At 65.6% G+C, this 15941-nt stretch carries 20 protein-coding genes and 1 pseudogene; 12 read left to right on the forward strand and 9 right to left on the reverse strand.

Features of this window, described 5'->3' with window-relative positions:
- Positions 1-194: 194 nt before the first annotated feature.
- The 5 genes from AC1ECW_RS15880 to AC1ECW_RS15900 all read right to left on the reverse strand — a co-directional run bounded on the left by AC1ECW_RS15880 (position 195) and on the right by AC1ECW_RS15900 (position 3489).
- The gene (locus AC1ECW_RS15880; protein ID WP_481202250.1) at positions 195-752 is read right to left on the reverse strand and encodes a YfbU family protein; all 558 of its coding nucleotides are present in this window, start codon (positions 750-752) and stop codon (positions 195-197) included.
- 10 nt (positions 753-762) lie between these two features.
- Positions 763-1188 carry a hypothetical protein gene (locus AC1ECW_RS15885; RefSeq protein ID WP_481202251.1) on the reverse strand — a complete coding sequence of 142 codons (426 nt, stop codon included), beginning with the start codon at positions 1186-1188 and terminating at the stop codon, positions 763-765.
- 134 nt (positions 1189-1322) lie between these two features.
- The gene (locus tag AC1ECW_RS15890; RefSeq protein ID WP_481202252.1) at positions 1323-2543 is read right to left on the reverse strand and encodes a GYF domain-containing protein; all 1221 of its coding nucleotides are present in this window, start codon (positions 2541-2543) and stop codon (positions 1323-1325) included.
- A 97-nt stretch (positions 2544-2640) separates the two neighbouring features.
- Entirely contained in the window at positions 2641-3069 is a 429-nt protein-coding gene (locus AC1ECW_RS15895) for a hypothetical protein (RefSeq protein WP_481202253.1), read from the reverse strand.
- A 225-nt stretch (positions 3070-3294) separates the two neighbouring features.
- Complete coding sequence (locus AC1ECW_RS15900; RefSeq protein ID WP_481202254.1) at positions 3295-3489, reverse strand: hypothetical protein; 195 nt, start codon at positions 3487-3489, stop codon at positions 3295-3297.
- A gap of 310 nt (positions 3490-3799) precedes the next feature.
- Between AC1ECW_RS15900 and AC1ECW_RS15905 the strand changes: the two are divergent.
- The 8 genes and pseudogenes from AC1ECW_RS15905 to AC1ECW_RS15940 form a co-directional block, all read left to right on the forward strand.
- Positions 3800-4065 (forward strand): annotated as a pseudogene (locus AC1ECW_RS15905) (phage integrase N-terminal SAM-like domain-containing protein); the annotation flags it as partial.
- Positions 4066-4212: 147 nt separating this feature from the next.
- Positions 4213-4530, forward strand: a complete 318-nt coding sequence (locus AC1ECW_RS15910) for a tyrosine-type recombinase/integrase (protein ID WP_481202265.1) — start codon at positions 4213-4215, stop codon at positions 4528-4530.
- Between the two features lie 50 nt (positions 4531-4580).
- Positions 4581-5819 carry a DNA polymerase IV gene (gene dinB / locus AC1ECW_RS15915; protein WP_481202255.1) on the forward strand — a complete coding sequence of 413 codons (1239 nt, stop codon included), beginning with the start codon at positions 4581-4583 and terminating at the stop codon, positions 5817-5819.
- Positions 5820-5922: 103 nt separating this feature from the next.
- Entirely contained in the window at positions 5923-6819 is an 897-nt protein-coding gene (locus AC1ECW_RS15920) for a DUF3034 family protein (protein WP_481202256.1), read from the forward strand.
- A gap of 29 nt (positions 6820-6848) precedes the next feature.
- A complete protein-coding gene (locus AC1ECW_RS15925) occupies positions 6849-7304 on the forward strand; it encodes a group I truncated hemoglobin (RefSeq protein WP_481202257.1) in 456 nt (151 codons plus the stop codon).
- On the forward strand, positions 7301-7948 hold the full coding sequence (locus AC1ECW_RS15930) for a cupredoxin domain-containing protein (RefSeq protein WP_481202258.1): 648 nt from the start codon (positions 7301-7303) through the stop codon (positions 7946-7948). Before AC1ECW_RS15925 ends, AC1ECW_RS15930 begins: the two co-directional genes overlap by 4 nt.
- A 30-nt stretch (positions 7949-7978) precedes the next feature.
- Positions 7979-8914 carry a LysR substrate-binding domain-containing protein gene (locus AC1ECW_RS15935; protein ID WP_481202259.1) on the forward strand — a complete coding sequence of 312 codons (936 nt, stop codon included), beginning with the start codon at positions 7979-7981 and terminating at the stop codon, positions 8912-8914.
- A gap of 65 nt (positions 8915-8979) precedes the next feature.
- Positions 8980-10140 carry an alpha-hydroxy acid oxidase gene (locus AC1ECW_RS15940; protein ID WP_481202260.1) on the forward strand — a complete coding sequence of 387 codons (1161 nt, stop codon included), beginning with the start codon at positions 8980-8982 and terminating at the stop codon, positions 10138-10140.
- 69 nt (positions 10141-10209) lie between these two features.
- Here AC1ECW_RS15940 and AC1ECW_RS15945 read toward each other — a convergent pair whose 3' ends face one another.
- The 4 genes from AC1ECW_RS15945 to AC1ECW_RS15960 all read right to left on the reverse strand — a co-directional run bounded on the left by AC1ECW_RS15945 (position 10210) and on the right by AC1ECW_RS15960 (position 12687).
- Complete coding sequence (locus tag AC1ECW_RS15945) at positions 10210-10578, reverse strand: DUF1801 domain-containing protein (protein ID WP_409707789.1); 369 nt, start codon at positions 10576-10578, stop codon at positions 10210-10212.
- 130 nt (positions 10579-10708) lie between these two features.
- A complete protein-coding gene (locus AC1ECW_RS15950) occupies positions 10709-11077 on the reverse strand; it encodes a hypothetical protein (RefSeq protein ID WP_409707786.1) in 369 nt (122 codons plus the stop codon).
- Positions 11078-11188: 111 nt separating this feature from the next.
- Complete coding sequence (gene dcd, locus AC1ECW_RS15955; RefSeq protein ID WP_409707783.1) at positions 11189-11758, reverse strand: dCTP deaminase; 570 nt, start codon at positions 11756-11758, stop codon at positions 11189-11191.
- Positions 11755-12687, reverse strand: a complete 933-nt coding sequence (locus AC1ECW_RS15960; protein WP_481202261.1) for a LysR family transcriptional regulator — start codon at positions 12685-12687, stop codon at positions 11755-11757. Before AC1ECW_RS15960 ends, dcd begins: the two co-directional genes overlap by 4 nt.
- A 70-nt stretch (positions 12688-12757) precedes the next feature.
- Between AC1ECW_RS15960 and AC1ECW_RS15965 the strand changes: the two genes are divergently transcribed.
- From AC1ECW_RS15965 to AC1ECW_RS15980, 4 genes are all read left to right on the forward strand, one after another.
- A complete protein-coding gene (locus AC1ECW_RS15965; RefSeq protein ID WP_481202262.1) occupies positions 12758-14131 on the forward strand; it encodes an acyclic terpene utilization AtuA family protein in 1374 nt (457 codons plus the stop codon).
- Positions 14128-14499, forward strand: coding sequence for an AtuA-related protein (locus AC1ECW_RS15970; protein ID WP_481202263.1), 372 nt, complete (start codon positions 14128-14130; stop codon positions 14497-14499). Before AC1ECW_RS15965 ends, AC1ECW_RS15970 begins: the two co-directional genes overlap by 4 nt.
- A 32-nt stretch (positions 14500-14531) precedes the next feature.
- A complete protein-coding gene (locus AC1ECW_RS15975; RefSeq protein WP_481202264.1) occupies positions 14532-15503 on the forward strand; it encodes a Bug family tripartite tricarboxylate transporter substrate binding protein in 972 nt (323 codons plus the stop codon).
- 345 nt (positions 15504-15848) lie between these two features.
- The coding region (locus tag AC1ECW_RS15980) for a transposase (protein WP_481202266.1) at positions 15849-15941 on the forward strand (93 nt) is incomplete at its 3' end.

A 15941-nucleotide genomic window follows, 5' to 3' on the forward strand; every position in this document is an offset into this window, starting at 1 on the left:
CAGAAACTCGCGCTTGCGCGTCCTCTTGGTCTTGCGCTCGAATCCGCTCTCGCCCAGGCTCATTTGCTTCATGCCGTCAATGTCTCACATCGGAGCAGAGGTGCCGAGGTTTTGCAGACCTTCCCTAACGCTCCGGTTCAGCGGCCTGCGTAGGCGAGCGAAGCTCGCCGGAGCAGGTCCGCTGCATGCGGGGGTTAGGCTTTCGGTGCACTGGGATGCACTTGCGCCTTCAGTATGCTCGCGAGTTCCTGTAGCGACATCGGCCTGAAACCAAGGTTCTTTCGGATCGGTTCAAACACCGCCAACATCCGCTGGTGCATCTCGATAGACGGATGATGGCAGTTAAAGTCACGTCCTTTGAACTCCTCGAACCGCTCCAGCTCGTTGACCAAGAAGAGAGCGGTTCCCATGTACTCGCTCTCATTGTTGCCATCGAATCCACCAAATCTCGGGTCTTCGCCGAAGTGTGGAACAAGGTTTGCAAGTTCCGCCTTTTGATCGGCGTCTAGATGAGCGTATGCGCGCTCGACGAAGCTCCACATGTCAAGGATGTCTACCACCTCCTTGACGACGGCGGGATCTTCAGCTTCAGAGAAGGGAATGCCTGGGTACTTCCATCTGATACCCCAGAGCTTGTCATTGAAGATGGCTGACCGGAGAAAGTCCGGGTCCATCTCGCCATGGATGCCAAGTTTTTCGTAAAGCTCAGTCAACATCAATATGACGATCTTCTCGCCGTCGGACATCTTCATTTCGTTCCTCTCACATTCCTTTAGGTGCCTGTTCCCGACGATCGTCGGCATGCTGCTTAGCGATCGAGAGGAAGGCTTCAATCTTGTAGTAAGCGCTCTTGCCGTGTTCCTTCTTGCTTTCTGGGGTGACAGCGTCCGCTAGGGCTTCGATATCCGACCGAAGATTCTCGCAAAGCGACCGTGCGGCATTGCCGAAGAAGTCAGAGAAGTGACCGCTCTGTTCCTGCAATGAGCGCGCGTACTCTTCAATCTCCTTGGCAATCCTTGCGCTATTGACACCTCGTAATCGCTTAGGGTCGGATGAAGGGCCAACGTCGGAGACGACGGTAAGAACGCGCTTGGTGTCCGCATAGACCTGAGACACCTCGAGCAGCTTTCTCCGGTGGACGATCTCATCTCGAAGCAACTCTGCCTTCGTTGCCGCGTTCGTGCTCATTCGTGCTTCGCGAAATGCCCAAAGGGCTCCAGCGATAGAGGCTATCGAGCCGATTATCGAAAGTGTGCTGTCCATGCGAGCGCGAAAGTGAAAGCGTGAGGAAGCCTAACGTGTTTTAGCCGCTGTGACCATGCCTAGAAAACCGTTTTCCAGAGAGCTTCCTGAAGTTGTGTTACCAACCCATCGGAATACGCATAGGGCATCGCCTGAATCGATACAACCCTCCAAAAATCGTCACCCACCTGAACAACCTCAACATGCAGGCGGTTGCCACCGGCGTCTACCATTTCGCCCGATCCTTGCCACGCTTGCTTTCCGGATTTCACAAAATAGAGGCCACCATCTGAAAAGCGCATATTTGCCGCTGTGCCTCTTCGGAATGCTTGGACGTAATCATTTAATGTGAGAGCAGGAGCATGTTCAACCCCAAGAATCACAACAGCACGGTCAGCCCGCTCCGTAAACATGTATATCTGCTGACCATCGGCGTTTGGCTGCGCGGAATTCTTCCACCTCGAATCAATCTTTGCGCTAAGACTGGTAACTGGATTTACCCAAGAGTAGTTGTCTGATGTGCTGCTCAGTATTGCTTCGCGCTGTGCGGCTTGTTCCATGCTATTTAACACCGCCATAACCACGAACAAACCTAAAAACGCCACTCCAAAGCCAGACTTTCGCACCCACCCGATCGGTTGGGCGCGTACTCGATAGCCCGTAGATTCGTCGTAACTCGCTTGCTGTCCCTTGCCAAGCCTTCCCGACTGGTGGGCCATGGCGAAAAGATTTATAAATGGAAACCCAAAAGCAAAGCCTTTCACCCAAATAGCCATGTTTCGGCTTAAATACTGACCAAAACTCAAAGGTGAAGCATCAAGCAACCCCACCTTTAGCCCAAGAAGAGCTTTACCCGGGGTGTTTCCAATGAGTCGATATATGACCGCATCTAGAACAAGTGCGAATGGGAGGCACAGTATCCCGAATAATTGACCTGCCCCGGGACCATTTATCCATTCGACAAAACCTGCGGAATAGCGGCCCAATACTGCACCAAGGACAGAGGCTACAAGCAAGGTTTCCCACCACATGTCGAATATGCGAGCGAAAAACCGCGGCCACCTCGTAGCCATCGGAAAAGTTAAGGGGTCGGTACTTGCTTTTGGTGGTAGCGGCGGCGGAATCGCTGCCTTTAGCGACTGTAATTCTTCTATCTCATTGAGAGGAAGCCATGACTCCATGCCTTCCTTCCAGAGCATCGTTCTTGGACCAATCTTCCCTCTCTGAATGAGCGACACCAGTTCTTCTAGCTCAAGAGGGCCGGTTTTCTTTTCCTTTTCTGCATACCACCAAGCGGTCATGTGATCTCCCTCTCGCGGCTAACGTAGAGCTAACCGGCGCTGCGCGGCTTTGTCGCGCAGCGTCCAGCGACCGAAGGAAGCGAGGTTGAGCGCCATGTTAGACCTTGGGTTTGAACCTGGCGGTAATGACATTTGCTGCGACACTCGCCCCAAGGGCTGCAAACCCAAATGCAACGATGTTTTTCGTGTAGCTAATGAATTGAGGAAGAAGAACGAACAAGGTGGGATAGTTAGTCCGCATTAATGGCTCCCATTTCGCTGTGTTGGCAGCAATCTGTTCAAAGCCTGTGTACATCAGAGAGGCGGACAGAATTAGCAACAGCGCGAAGAAGAAATGCGTTCCCTGCGAGGAGCCACCACGAATATATAGATACCCAACCAACAAACCGGAATTCGCGAGCATTAGCAGTGAGGACCAGAACACGCTATTAAACACAAGCGAAAGCTCCGGGGGCCAAAAGTATGGGATGGCAATACCGGCAACAACAATCAGGCAACTAAGAAAGCCGAGGGCAAAGTTTTTCATTGGGTAAAGGTCTAACGTTCAAGCTAAGCTGCCCGCGGAGGCAGGTGTTGTAAGCCCGGTTCGAGAAAATGTACAGGGTACCTCGGACCGGGCTTACAACGCCTGCCGTAGCGGGTCAGCTTGAGCGAGGGGTTAGGCGTCACCGCGTGGTGTCGAGTTGGATGGTCACGCCCGACAGCACTTTTCCCCGCCAGTTTCTGCGCCAATCATCCGTTCTGGTTAACTTCAGCGGAGACGCTTGAAGCGAATGCGGTCCGGTTGCTCCACGACGATTTCGATTTCACCAGCATCACGCAGTGAATGTGCCTCAGCGATAACAGTCTTGAAGATCTCAAGTTCGCTGGGTGATGTGCCGGCAGGGACGATCCCATTCTCTTGTCCGATCGGGGTCTTCTTGACGAGTTCAGCAACGATTGGCATGGGTTCATCCTCTCTGGTTTGACGGGTTCGATTGTGCAAACGAAGGCGCTGTTGGGAGAAGTGGTGGAATGTGACGCCTAACGTGTTATAGGGAGCAAAACCGCTGCATAACACCGTCGGCTGTCTCCCTAACACCGACGGCCCCATCGGGCCGCAAGGCTCGCCCAGCCTGTGTTTCCAGGCATTGACTGGATGTTTGTACAGTACTAAATTTCATGCAAATCGGCGCAACGTTCGTACCACGCACTTTGCCTGCGCGCGCGGGCGGGGGCAATCCCCCCCGAAAGGGGGCCCCAAGGGAGAGAACAAGATGCATGTACCCCATCCGGCGGCGGGCAGGCCGCCAAGGCACGGAGAGGCACTGCCGCCTTTGAAATCGACCCGGCTGCTCGATCAACTGCGGGAGCGGATCCGCACCCTGCACTACAGCCTGCGCACCGAAGAGGCCTACGTGTACTGGTGCCGCGCCTTCATCCGGTTTCACCGGCTGCGCCACCCAGCCGAGATGGGGGGGCGGAGGTTGAGGCCTTTCTCACCTGGCTGGCGAGCGAGCGGGGGGTGTCGGTCAGCACCCACCGACAGGCGCTGTCGGCGCTGCTGTTCCTGTACGGGAAGGTGCTGGGGGTGCAACTGCCCTGGATGGACACCATCGCCCGACCGCAGCCGCGGCGGCGGCTGCCGGTGGTGTTGTCGGCGCAGGAAGTCGCCGCCGTGCTGGGGTTGATGGAGGGCGAGCACCGTCTGCTGGCCCAGGTGCTCTATGGCACCGGCATGCGGTTGACCGAGGGCTTGCGCCTGCGGGTGAAGGACCTCGACTTTGCCCACCGGGCCATCGTGGTGCGCAACGGCAAGGGCGGCAAGGACCGCGTGCTGATGCTGCCGCGCACCCTGGAGCAACCGTTGCGCGAGCAATTGGCCCGGGCCCATGCTTTATGGGTGGCCGATGTGAGTACCACCATGATCTACACCCATGTGCTGAGGGTGGGCGGGGGCGGTGTGCAAAGCCCCCTCGACCGCCTGGACACCCTGCTGACACACTGAGCCGTCCGCCTGGGCGACACTGTCCCGGCTGCTGCTCCCGCCCCATTCCCATGCCCCGCTACATCGCACACCTCGACATGGACGCTTTTTATGCGTCGGTGGAGCTGTTGCGCTATCCCGAGCTGCGCGGGCGGCCGGTGGTGATCGGCGGGGGGCGGCGGCACCAGCCGCAGGTGCTGGCCGATGGCACGCGGCGGTTTGCGGTGTTGCGCGACTATACCGGGCGCGGGGTGGTCACCACGGCCACCTACGAGGCGCGGGCGCTGGGGGTGCATTCGGGCATGGGGCTGATGAAGGCAGCGGCGCTGGCGCCGGATGCGGTGCTGCTGCCGACGGACTTCGAGGCCTACCGCCATCACTCGCGCTTGTTCAAGGCCGCGGTGGCCGAGGTGGCGCCAGTGATCGAGGACCGGGGCATCGACGAGATCTACATCGACCTCACCGACGTGGCCGGCGCGCAGGAGGCCGTGGGCCATGACCCGATGGGCGGCGTGCGGGCGGTGGCGCTGGCGATCAAGAACAACGTGAAGCGGGCCACGGGCTTGAGCTGCTCGATCGGCATCACGCCGAACAAGCTGTTGTCGAAGTTGTGCTCCGATCTGGACAAGCCCGATGGGCTGACGCTGCTGCGGCCCGGGGAGTTGGCCACACGTATCTGGCCGCTGCCGGCCAGGCGCATCAATGGCATCGGGCCGAAGGCGAACGAGAAGTTGCTCGCTTTGGGCATCCGCACCATCGGCGAGCTGGCCGCAGCCGACCCGGCCTGGCTGGTGCAGCACTTCGGGCCGCGCTACGGCGCCTGGCTGCACGAGGCCGCACACGGGCGCGACGAGCGGCCGGTGGTGACGCACAGCGAGCCGGTGAGCATGAGCCGCGAGACCACCTTCGAGCGCGACCTGCATGCGCGGCACGACCGCGAGTTGCTGGGCGGCATCTTCACGCGGCTGTGCGAGCAGGTGGCGGCCGACCTGGCCCGCAAAGGGTATGTGGGCCGCACGATCGGCATCAAGCTGCGCTTCGACGATTTCAAGACCGTGACGCGCGATCTCACCTTGGACCACCCCACCGCCGACGCCCAGGCCATCCGCCACGCGGCCGGGCTGTGCCTGAAGCGGGTGGATTTGAAGCGCCGCCTGCGGCTGCTGGGGGTGCGGGTGGGCTCGCTGTGCAAGGCGGGCGAGCTGCCGCCGAAGGCCCCAGCCAGGGGCCCCCGCCCCTCGGCCCTGCGGGTGCAGGAGCCTGCGCCGGCCTACACGCTGCCGCTGTTCGACGACCCGGGCAGGGGCTGACCGGTCGGGCCCGCGGGATGGGGTGCATCCAACCGCGGGCCGAGTGCGTATCAAGCCGGGCACAAGCGCCGCATGGGTGCGGCGCGACGACCTGGAGACCTGCATGATCCGACTTTCCCATCCTCTGGCCGCAGCCGCGCTGCTGGCGCCGGCCCTGGCCCTCGCCCAAGCCCCGATGGAGCCCCCGCCCGGCCCCGGCCGACAGGGCAAGTTGCTGCTGACCGGCGGGGTGAGCAGCATTGACGGCGCCGCCGGCGGCGGCCTCACCCCCTGGGCCGTGATCGGCGGGCCCGGAACGCTCGGCCAATGGGGGGCCACGGCCCATGTGTCGCGTCTGAAGACACAGAAGTACGGACTCACCACCTACGGCGCGGCCCTGGGCTGGGACGACCGGCTGGAACTGTCGCTGGCCCGTCAGAACTTCGATGCCGGCGTGGTGGTGCCGGGCACGACGCTCAAGCTCGACATTGCCGGCGTGAAGCTGCGCGTGGCGGGCGAGGCGATCCTGGACGCCGACACCTGGAAGCCGCAGGTGGCCGTGGGCCTGGAATACAAACACCTGGAGCCCGGCACCGCGGTGGGTGGGGTGCTCGACTCGGTGGGCGCCAAGCGCCACGGGGTGGATGCCTATGTGAGCGCCACCAAGCTCTTCCTGGCGCAGGGGGTGCTCGTCAACGGCACGCTGCGCGCCACGCGGGCCAACCAGAACGGTCTGCTGGGCTTTGGCAGCGCCGAGCATCCCAACTACAAGTTCCGCCCGGAGGTGTCGGTGGCCTGGCTGCTGCGCCGCGACCTGGCCGTGGGCGCCGAGTACCGCGCCAAGCCGGACAACCTGGCCTTTGCCGGGGCGGCCTTCCGGGAGGACGCCTGGCGCGACGTGTTCGTGGTCTGGGCGCCCAGCAAGCAGGCCTCGCTCACCCTGGCCTATGTGGAACTGGGCAACGTGGTGGGCCACAAGAACCAGCGCGGGGCGTACGCCTCGCTGCAACTGGCCTACTGATGCACAGCCTGTACTTCAAAGGACATCTCATGAAACTCCTGCTCTCGTGCGCGGCCGCCGTGGCCGCCCTGACCCTCACGCCCCCGGTTCTGGCCCAGGCTGCGAGCGCAGCCGCCGCATCGGCCGATGCCAGTCTGTACCACGACCTGGGTGGTCAGGCCGGCCTCGCGCGGCTGGTGGACCGCTTCTGGGACGACCTGAAGGCCGACGCCCGCATGGCGCCCTTCTTCGTGGATGTGAACCCCGCACCGTTCAAGCAGCGCCTGGCCGAACAGTTCTGCGAGGTCTCGGGCGGGCCCTGCACCTACGGCGGCGCCGACATGAAGACGGCCCACAGCGGCATCGACGTGACGCGCGCCGACTTCAATGCGCTGGTGGAAGTGCTGCAGCGCTCGATGGACGCCCAGGGCATCGCCTTTCGGGTGCAGAACCGGCTGCTGGCCCGCCTGGCGCCGATGCATCGTGATGTGGTGAACGTGCGATGAGACGATCCGCCCTGCTCCCTTTGCGCGCCGCGCTGGCACTGGCCCTGGGCCTGGGCGGTGTGGCTTGCGCCGCCACGCTGCGCGTGACGGTGACCGACCGCCAGGGCGAGCCCGCGGCGAACGTGGCGGTGGTGGTGTTGCCCGAGCGCCCCGGCCCGGTGAACCCGCCCGCGGCCGCCGCGACGGTGGTGACGCAAGAACGGATGCAGTTCGTGCCGATGGTCACCATGGTGCATCCGGGCACCACGGTGCGCTTCAGCAACCGCGACAGCTTCGACCACCACGTGCGCGGGCTGGGCCCGGCCCACAGCTTTGAGCTGCGGACCAACGCGCGTCCCGCACCTGGCGAGCCGGTGCCCGAGGTCACGCTCACCCGGCCCGGGCCGGTGCGCCTGTCGTGCCACCTGCACTCGACGATGCGCGGCGGTCTGTATGTGAGCGAATCGCCCTGGTTCGGCGTGACCGACGACAGCGGCCTGGCCGTGATCGCCGCGCTGCCGCCGGGGCCGTACCGGGTGAAGCTGTGGCACCCGGAGCAGTTCCTCGACCAGGCCGAGGTGGCGGGCGAACTGCCGTCCGACGCCACCGCCCACGCGCAGGCCGCCCAGCTCAACTTCGTTCCGCGCAAACGCCGCGCGCGTTAGCAGCGGGTGCGGCGCGGTAGCATGCGGGCCATGCCCGCGCCGATGCCCCTGCGCTTTCCGTCGATCGAAGGCTTGCGCGCCTTCGAGGCGGCGGCACGCCTGGGCACCTTCGAGCGCGCCGGCGAGGAGCTGCACATCACCGCCAGCGCGGTGAGCAAGCGCGTGGCCACGCTGGAAGAGCATCTGGACACGACCCTGCTGGTGCGCACCGGCAAGAGCCTGGCGTTGACGACGGCCGGCAAGGAATACCTGGAGCAGGTGCGTGCGGCGCTGGATCTGTTGGCCGCGATGCCGCTGCACCGGCGCACGGGGCGGGCGCAGGCGCGGCTGCGGGTGTGTGCGCCGCCCACGTTTGCGCGGCAGATCCTCGTGCCGCATTTGCAGGACTACACCGTGGCCCACCCCGAGGTGGAGCTGGAGGTGGTGCTGTCCATTCCTTACCTCGACACCGGCACGATGGAGGCCGATGTGCAGGTGCGCCATGGCGACGCGGCCGCCGCCGGCGGCACCGTGTTGATGGACGATGTGGTCACGCCGATGGCCGCCCCGGCGCTGCTGCAACGTCTGCCGCCGCTGCGCACGCCGGCCGACCTGCTGGGCGCGCCGCTGCTGCGCACGCCGCTGGAGCCTTGGGCGCCGTGGTTTGCCGCGGCCGCTGTGGCAGCGCCCGAGCCGGCGCAGGGCCCCAAGCTCGTGGACTTGGGCCTGCTGCTGGAGGCGGCCGTGAGCGGCCAAGGCATCGCCCTGGGCCGGCCGAGCCTGGCGCGCCACTGGCTGGCCTCGGGGGCGCTGGTGCCGCTGCTCCCGCTCACGGCGCGGCCGGCCCACCATTACTACCTGATGCCGCACGCCCGCAGCGGGGCCCCCGCCGAGTTTGCGCAGTGGCTGCGCTCGGTGTGCGCGCAGGTCGCGCAGGAGGCGGCGGCGCTGCTGGCGCTGGCCGAACATCCTTCGGGCAAGCCCTGAAGGAATTTCCGCGACAGGAACGGCCGGCGGGCCTTAGCATCGGTCGCCCGGAAGAAGGAGACCGCATGCCCACCATCACCCACATCGAAGACCTGCGCGTGCTGGCCGAAAAGCGCGTGCCGCGCATGTTCTACGACTACGCCGATTCCGGCTCGTGGACGGAAAGTACCTACCGCGCCAACGAGACCGACTTTCAGCGCATCAAGCTGCGCCAGCGCGTGGCGGTGAACATGGAAGGCCGCAGCATCCGCACACAGATGATCGGCCAGGACGTGGCGATGCCGGTGGCCCTGGCGCCCACGGGGCTGACCGGCATGCAGCACGCCGACGGCGAGATCCTGGCCGCGCGTGCGGCCAAGGCCTTTGGCGTGCCGTTCACGCTGTCCACCATGAGCATCTGCTCGATCGAGGACGTGGCGCAGGCCACCGGGCACCACCCGTTTTGGTTCCAGCTCTACGTGATGCGCGACCGCGACTTCATCGAGCGGCTGATCGACCGCGCCAAGGCCGCGAACTGCTCGGCCCTGATGCTCACGCTCGATCTGCAGATCCTGGGCCAGCGCCACAAGGACATCAAGAACGGTCTGTCGGCCCCACCCAAGCCCACGCTGCGCAATCTCCTGAATCTGGCCACCAAGCCGCGCTGGTGCTTGGGGATGCTGGGCACCAAGCGCCGCACCTTCGGCAACATCGTGGGCCATGCCAAGGGGGTGGGCGATCTGTCGTCGCTGTCGTCATGGACGGCCGAGCAGTTCGACCCCAAGCTCAACTGGGGCGACGTGGAGTGGATCAAGAAGCGCTGGGGCGGCAAGCTCATCCTCAAGGGCATCCTCGACGAGGAGGACGCCCGCCTGGCCGCCGACAGTGGGGCCGATGCGCTGATCGTGTCGAACCACGGCGGGCGCCAGCTCGACGGGGCGCCGTCGTCCATCGAGGCGCTGCCGCCGATCGTGCAGGCCGTGGGGGATCGCATCGAGGTGTGGCTCGACGGCGGTATCCGCAGCGGACAGGACGTGCTCAAGGCCATTGCGCTGGGCGCGCGGGGTACGCTGATCGGGCGGGCCTTCCTCTACGGCCTGGGCGCGATGGGTGAGGCCGGGGTCACCCGCTGCTTGGAGATCATCGCAAAGGAGCTGGACCTGACCATGGCGTTTTGCGGACGCACCGACATCCGCACCGTGGACCGCAGCATCCTGTGGCCCGGCACGTATCCCGTCGCACGCTGAGGTGTGGTCGCTCACGCGCCCCGGTCAACCCCTGCATCACGGGTTGAAAGTGCACGAAGGCCGAAGCGCTCAGCGGGTCTCGACGTCGTGCACCGCCGCACGCACGAGCGCGTGCACCAGGGCCGTGTCCACCGGCTGGCGGTGGCGGCACTTCAGATGCCGCAAGCTCTTGCCCGTGCCCTCGAGCTGTGGGAACTGCGCGGCCAGCGCCGCCCCGTTGAAGAACTGGAGGTTGACGTGGCCCTTGTGCGCCACGATGGCCAGCAGGTTGTGCCGCTCAGCCATGAAGACCAGATTGCCCCACTTCACCGATTGGGACAGCTCGGGAGCGGCCTCGAGCACGGCGCGCTGCAAGGCCTGGGCCGTCTCACGCTGCTCGGGGCTGAGGGTGTCGAAATAGACCGCCACGAGGGCGTTGGGGCGTACCGTGCCTCTCATCGCACCGCACCTCGCGCGCTGGGCCTGAGCATCCTGGGTTTCCCTCTGGGCATCGTTCCCCCTGCACGGCTCTTCTTGTGGACCCATGGTAGCGCTGCGCCGGACCAGGCGCCAGGGTGCGCCAGCCCCCTCAGTGCGGGGTGGCGGGAGAATCGAAGGCGTAGCGTGCGAACAAGGCGTCGGCCCGTGCGCGCAGCTCGGGGTGGCCCGAGCGCAGCCCGCGGGCCAGGCACTGCGCGGCATAGCGCCGATCGAAGAGCATGCGCGCGGTCGACACCTCGTGCCCTGCCTCGGCCATCAAGGCCTTGAAGCGGGCCAGGTCCAGCAGATCGTGGGCCGCGACGCCCGCCTGGGCCTGGGGTGTGAGCGGGCGCACAAGGGCCTCGCGCAGCTCGTCGGGCGAGCCTTCGAAGCCCTTGAGCACCTCGAAAGCCGTGGTGCGGAACTCGGTGGGCAGTTCCTCGTAGTGTTCGACGACTTCGGGCAGGGGCAGGTACATGGCATGGTGCTCCCTTAGCCGGCACCCAAGTGCCGATGGATGGGACATGCCCGCACTGTAGGGCCGACCGCACAGACCCAAAGCGCCGAAAAGGCGGCCAAACTCCCCGCTTCACGTCTTGGGCAGCGTCACGCCCGTCTGGCCCTGGTACTTGCCACCGCGGTCCTTGTAGCTGGTCTCGCAGACCTCGTCGCTTTCGAAGAAGAGCACCTGCGCGCAGCCCTCGCCGGCATAGATCTTGGCCGGCAGCGGCGTGGTGTTGCTGAACTCGAGCGTCACATAACCCTCCCACTCGGGCTCGAAGGGCGTGACATTGACGATGATGCCGCAACGCGCATAAGTGCTTTTGCCCAGGCAGATCGTCAGCACGTTGCGCGGGATGCGAAAGTACTCGACGGTGCGCGCCAGCGCAAAGCTGTTGGGCGGGATGATGCACACATCGCCATGGAAGTCGACGAAGCTCTTCTCGTCGAAGTTCTTCGGATCCACCACGGTGCTGTGCACATTGGTGAAGATCTTGAACTCGGGCGCACAGCGGATGTCGTAGCCGTAGCTGCTGGTGCCGTAGCTGACGATGCGCCGCCCGTCGGTGGCCTGGCGCACCTGGGCCGGCTCGAACGGCTCGATCATCCCGTGCTCTTCGGCCATGCGGCGGATCCACTTGTCACTCTTGATGCTCATATCGACTCCCGATGAGGTGCGGGGATTTTAGGGAGGTGGGCTGAGGCGTCTGGGCGCGATGCCATCAGATGCTCATACATGGCCTGCGCCGCCACGGACAGCCCGCGGTCGCGGCGGCGCACGAGGAAGATCTGGCGCTTCAGGCCACGCGCAGGCAAGGGGCGTGTCACGAGTTCAGGGTGTTCGAAGTGGAACAGCGTGAGCGCGGGCACGAGGCTGATGCCGAGGCCCGCGCGCACCATGCCGGCCACGGTGCTGAGCTGGTCGAGCTCCATCACCGTCTGCAACTGCTGCGGGTAGACGGCTGCCTCCACGTACTGGCGCACGCTGCTGTTGCGGGCGAGCTGGATCATGGGGTGGGCGGCCAGGTCGGACAGGCGCAGCGCCGGCTTGGTGGCCAGGGGGTGGTCGCGCCGGCACACCAGATGGAAGCCATCGCTGCAGAAGGGCTCGGTGCGCAGCTCGGGGGTGTCCACGCGGGTGGCCGCCAGCGCAAGATCAGCGCGGCCCACGCGCAAGCGCTCGATGCAGTCCTCCGACAGCACATCGGCCACGTCGAGTTCAATGCCGGGGTAGTCGGCACGAAAGCGTGCCAGCACGCCGGGCAGCCAGCCCGCCGCCAGCGCAGGCAGCACGGCCAGCGACACGCGCCCGCGGCGCCTGGCGGCCAGCTCACGCATGTCGGCCAGGGCCTCCTGGGCCTCGCGCAGCAGCCGCCGCGCCGCGGATTCGAACACCACCCCTTCGGCGGTGAGTTCCACGCTGCGCGTGGTGCGGTCGAACAACCTCGTGCCCACCTCCTCTTCCAGCGAGCGGATCAGCGCACTGAAGGCAGGTTGCGACAGATGCACCTGCGCGGCGGCCCGGGTGAAGCTGCGCTCTTCGGCCAAGGCGACGAAGGCGCGCAGCTGGCGGGTGGACAAATTCATTTGCATAACGTTTTAATCTATCCCAATTTTCGAATTCACAGATCAAAAGCCACGGCCTAGAGTGGGCGCCATGGCTTCCTCTCACCCGCCCCTGCTGCGCGTTGGCTCCGCTGCCGGCTTCTCCGGCGACCGTGTCGATGCCGCCGGCCCGGTCGTGCAGGCCCTGGCGGCCAGCGGTGGCCCGGGCGTGCTGATCTTCGAGACCCTGGCCGAACGCACCCTGGCCCTGGCCCAGCTGGCGCGCCGCCAGGACCCGGACGCCGGCTACGAGCCCCTGCTGGACCTGATGCTGCGCCCGGTGCTCGGCACCTGCCTGGAAGCGGGCATCCGCATCGTGAGCAACTTCGGGGCGGCCCACCCGTTGGGAGCGGCCCGCCGCATCCAGGCCCTGGCACGGACACTGGGGCTGCGCGTACCGCGCATCGCGGTGATCGAAGGCGACGATCTCAGCGACCCCGCCCATCTTCCTTTGCTGATGCGCTCGCTGGGCGAGGCCGCACCACAAGCACCGTTGGTGAGTGCCAATGCCTACCTGGGCGCCGAGACCATCGCCGATGCCCTGCGCGCCGGGGCCGAGATCGTCGTGGCCGGCCGCGTGGCCGACCCCTCCCTCACCGTGGGCCCGGTGCTGGCCCACTATGGTTGGGCCCTGGACGACTGGGACCGCATCGCCCGCGCCACCATGGCCGGCCACCTGCTGGAATGTGGAGCGCAGGTGACCGGCGGCTACTTTGCCGACCCCGGCTACAAGGACGTGCCCGACCTGGCCCAGGTGGGCTACCCCATCGCCGAAATCGACGCCAATGGGGACTGCGTCATCACCAAGCCCGCGGGCACGGGCGGCTGCGTGGACGAACGCACGGTGAAGGAGCAGCTGCTCTACGAGGTGCACGACCCGGCGGCCTATCTCACACCCGACGTGGTGGCCGACCTGACCCATGCGCGTGTGGACAGCCTCGGGCCCGACCGCGTACGGCTCACCGGGGTGCGCGGCCATGCGCGGCCCACACACCTGAAGGTGAACGCATGCTTCGAGAACGGCTGGCTGGCCGAAGGCGAGATCTCGTACGCCGGCCCGCGCGCGGAGGCACGCGCCCGGCTGGCAGCTGACGTGCTGCGCCAGCGCCTGGCCGGCCTGGGCCCGTTGCGTTTCGACCTCATCGGCGTGGCCAGCCTCTTTGCCGACGACGCCGGGCGCTGGCTCGAAGCGCAGCCCCCCGGCGAGGCCCGCGACGTGCGGCTGCGCGTGGCACTCAACCATGCCGACCGCGATGCGGCCGAAGCCCTCACCCGCGAAGTGACGGCGCTGTACACCTGTGGCCCGGCGGGTGGCGGGGGCGTGCGCACCTCGCTGCGCCCGCGCCTGGGCACGGCCTCCTGCCTGGTGCCGCGCGAGGCCGTGCCGGCGCGCTTCGTGATGGTCGATGAAGGAGGTGCCGCATGAAAGACACCGCTCAGGTGCCGCTCTACCGTCTGGCCTACGGCCGCACCGGCGACAAGGGCGACCGCTCCAACATCAGCGTGATCGCGTGGAGTCCCGCACTGTGGCCGGTGCTCGTCGAGCAGCTCACCGAAGCCGCCGTGGCCGAGCGTTTCGCTCACCGCCGCCCCAGCAGCGTGAAACGCTACCTGCTGCCCGAGCTGCAGGCCATGAACTTCGTACTCGACCACGTGCTCGACGGCGGCGTCAACCACGCGCTCAACCTCGACACCCACGGCAAGGCCCTGGCCTTCTGGCTGCTGGACCTGCCGGTGAACGTGCCGGTCGAGTTGCTGCCCCACCTTGCAGGGACCGCCCCCTCGGCGCCCTGATGCTTCACCCCAACCACACAGGAGACAAGACCATGACCCGACTTTCCCGCCGCCGATGCATTGCCACCGCCGCCCTGCTGGCGCTGGGCCTGGCCGGCACCGCCGCGCTGGCCTTCCCGGACCGGCCCGTGACCTTCATCGTGCCCTTCGCCGCCGGCAGCGCCACCGACCAGCTGGCGCGTGCGCTAGGCCAGTCGCTCACGGCCGACACGAAGCAGACCGTGGTGGTCGAAAACCGCGCCGGCGCCAGCGGCATGCTGGCCGCACAGGCCGCCGCGCGCGCGCCGGCCGACGGCTACACCGTGCTCATCACCACCAACACCACGCACGCGGCCAACCAGCACCTCTACAAGAAGCTCAGCTACGACCCGGTGAAGGATTTCGCGCCCGTCACCGCCCTGGGCAAGGGCGGCCAGGTGATGGTGGTCAACCCCTCGTCGCCCTTCAAGACCGTCTCCGACGTGATCGAGCATGCCCGCAAGAACCCCGGCAAGCTCAGCTTCGGCAGCGGCAGCTCGTCCAGCCGCATCGCCGGTGAGCTGTTCCAGCAGATGGCCAAGGTGCAAATCCTGCACGTGCCCTACAAGAGCAACCCCAACGCCATCACCGACCTGCTGGGCGGGCAGATCGACCTGATGTTCGCCGACATGTCCACCGGCATGCCGCAGATCCAGTCCGACAAGCTGCGCGCGCTGGGCGTGACCTCTGCCAAGCGCTCGCCGCTGCTACCCCAGGTGCCCACCATCGCCGAAGCCGGCGTGCCCGGCTATGAAATGGGCTACTGGTTCGCCGCCTACGTGCCGGCCGGCACCCCCGCCCCTGTGATCCAGAAGCTCAACGAGCTGCTCACCCGCGCCACCGCCAGCGCCGGTGCCAAGGCCTTCTTCGAGGCCAGCGGCTCCGAGGCCTTCACCACCACGCCCGATGGCCTGGCCCAGTTCCAGGCCGCCGAGACGCGCAAGTGGGGCCAGATCATCAAGGCCGCCGGGATCGAGCCCGAGTGAGGCCTTGACCGCTTCGGCCCGCAGCGCGGGCTGACTCAACCCTTCATCGGCCCGTACAGAGGCGGAACTTACGAGACAGCTATCGGCGCTTTCTGGCACGCCACCATTGCACTGCCAGAAACGCCGCGCAACCAAGAAGCACAGCCAATGCGATCTTCCCCTGCAAACTGAACTCGGAAGGCAAGGGGGCCTGGCCGGTGGCAACCAAGCATGCATAAAGTGCTGGCATGTTGAGCAGCATCAGCACAACCACCATCACGTAGAACAGGCATGCCGCTTTGACCTGCTCCCCGAGATCCGTACCAGCCGAAGCGAACAAAATCCGCGCAACGCAAAGGAAGCGCGATGCGCAAGAGCAGGTACACGGAAGAGCAGATCATTGGGTTCATCAAGCAGGCTGACGCCGGCGTGAACGTGGCGGACCTGTGCCGCAAGGAA

The sequence above is a fragment of the Caldimonas hydrothermalis genome (assembly GCF_056746695.1).

What these genes read in the sequence shown, in the direction of transcription:
- AC1ECW_RS15880 (WP_481202250.1), bottom strand. Translation starts at nt 752, where the DNA reads ATGAAGATGTCCGACGGCGAGAAGATCGTCATATTGATGTTGACTGAG.
- AC1ECW_RS15885 (WP_481202251.1), bottom strand. Translation starts at nt 1,188, where the DNA reads ATGAGCACGAACGCGGCAACGAAGGCAGAGTTGCTTCGAGATGAGATC.
- AC1ECW_RS15890 (WP_481202252.1), bottom strand. Translation starts at nt 2,543, where the DNA reads ATGACCGCTTGGTGGTATGCAGAAAAGGAAAAGAAAACCGGCCCTCTT.
- AC1ECW_RS15895 (WP_481202253.1), bottom strand. Translation starts at nt 3,069, where the DNA reads ATGAAAAACTTTGCCCTCGGCTTTCTTAGTTGCCTGATTGTTGTTGCC.
- AC1ECW_RS15900 (WP_481202254.1), bottom strand. Translation starts at nt 3,489, where the DNA reads ATGCCAATCGTTGCTGAACTCGTCAAGAAGACCCCGATCGGACAAGAG.
- AC1ECW_RS15910 (WP_481202265.1), top strand. Translation starts at nt 4,213, where the DNA reads ATGGAGGGCGAGCACCGTCTGCTGGCCCAGGTGCTCTATGGCACCGGC.
- dinB (WP_481202255.1), top strand. Translation starts at nt 4,581, where the DNA reads ATGCCCCGCTACATCGCACACCTCGACATGGACGCTTTTTATGCGTCG.
- AC1ECW_RS15920 (WP_481202256.1), top strand. Translation starts at nt 5,923, where the DNA reads ATGATCCGACTTTCCCATCCTCTGGCCGCAGCCGCGCTGCTGGCGCCG.
- AC1ECW_RS15925 (WP_481202257.1), top strand. Translation starts at nt 6,849, where the DNA reads ATGAAACTCCTGCTCTCGTGCGCGGCCGCCGTGGCCGCCCTGACCCTC.
- AC1ECW_RS15930 (WP_481202258.1), top strand. Translation starts at nt 7,301, where the DNA reads ATGAGACGATCCGCCCTGCTCCCTTTGCGCGCCGCGCTGGCACTGGCC.
- AC1ECW_RS15935 (WP_481202259.1), top strand. Translation starts at nt 7,979, where the DNA reads ATGCCCGCGCCGATGCCCCTGCGCTTTCCGTCGATCGAAGGCTTGCGC.
- AC1ECW_RS15940 (WP_481202260.1), top strand. Translation starts at nt 8,980, where the DNA reads ATGCCCACCATCACCCACATCGAAGACCTGCGCGTGCTGGCCGAAAAG.
- AC1ECW_RS15945 (WP_409707789.1), bottom strand. Translation starts at nt 10,578, where the DNA reads ATGAGAGGCACGGTACGCCCCAACGCCCTCGTGGCGGTCTATTTCGAC.
- AC1ECW_RS15950 (WP_409707786.1), bottom strand. Translation starts at nt 11,077, where the DNA reads ATGTACCTGCCCCTGCCCGAAGTCGTCGAACACTACGAGGAACTGCCC.
- dcd (WP_409707783.1), bottom strand. Translation starts at nt 11,758, where the DNA reads ATGAGCATCAAGAGTGACAAGTGGATCCGCCGCATGGCCGAAGAGCAC.
- AC1ECW_RS15960 (WP_481202261.1), bottom strand. Translation starts at nt 12,687, where the DNA reads ATGAATTTGTCCACCCGCCAGCTGCGCGCCTTCGTCGCCTTGGCCGAA.
- AC1ECW_RS15965 (WP_481202262.1), top strand. Translation starts at nt 12,758, where the DNA reads ATGGCTTCCTCTCACCCGCCCCTGCTGCGCGTTGGCTCCGCTGCCGGC.
- AC1ECW_RS15970 (WP_481202263.1), top strand. Translation starts at nt 14,128, where the DNA reads ATGAAAGACACCGCTCAGGTGCCGCTCTACCGTCTGGCCTACGGCCGC.
- AC1ECW_RS15975 (WP_481202264.1), top strand. Translation starts at nt 14,532, where the DNA reads ATGACCCGACTTTCCCGCCGCCGATGCATTGCCACCGCCGCCCTGCTG.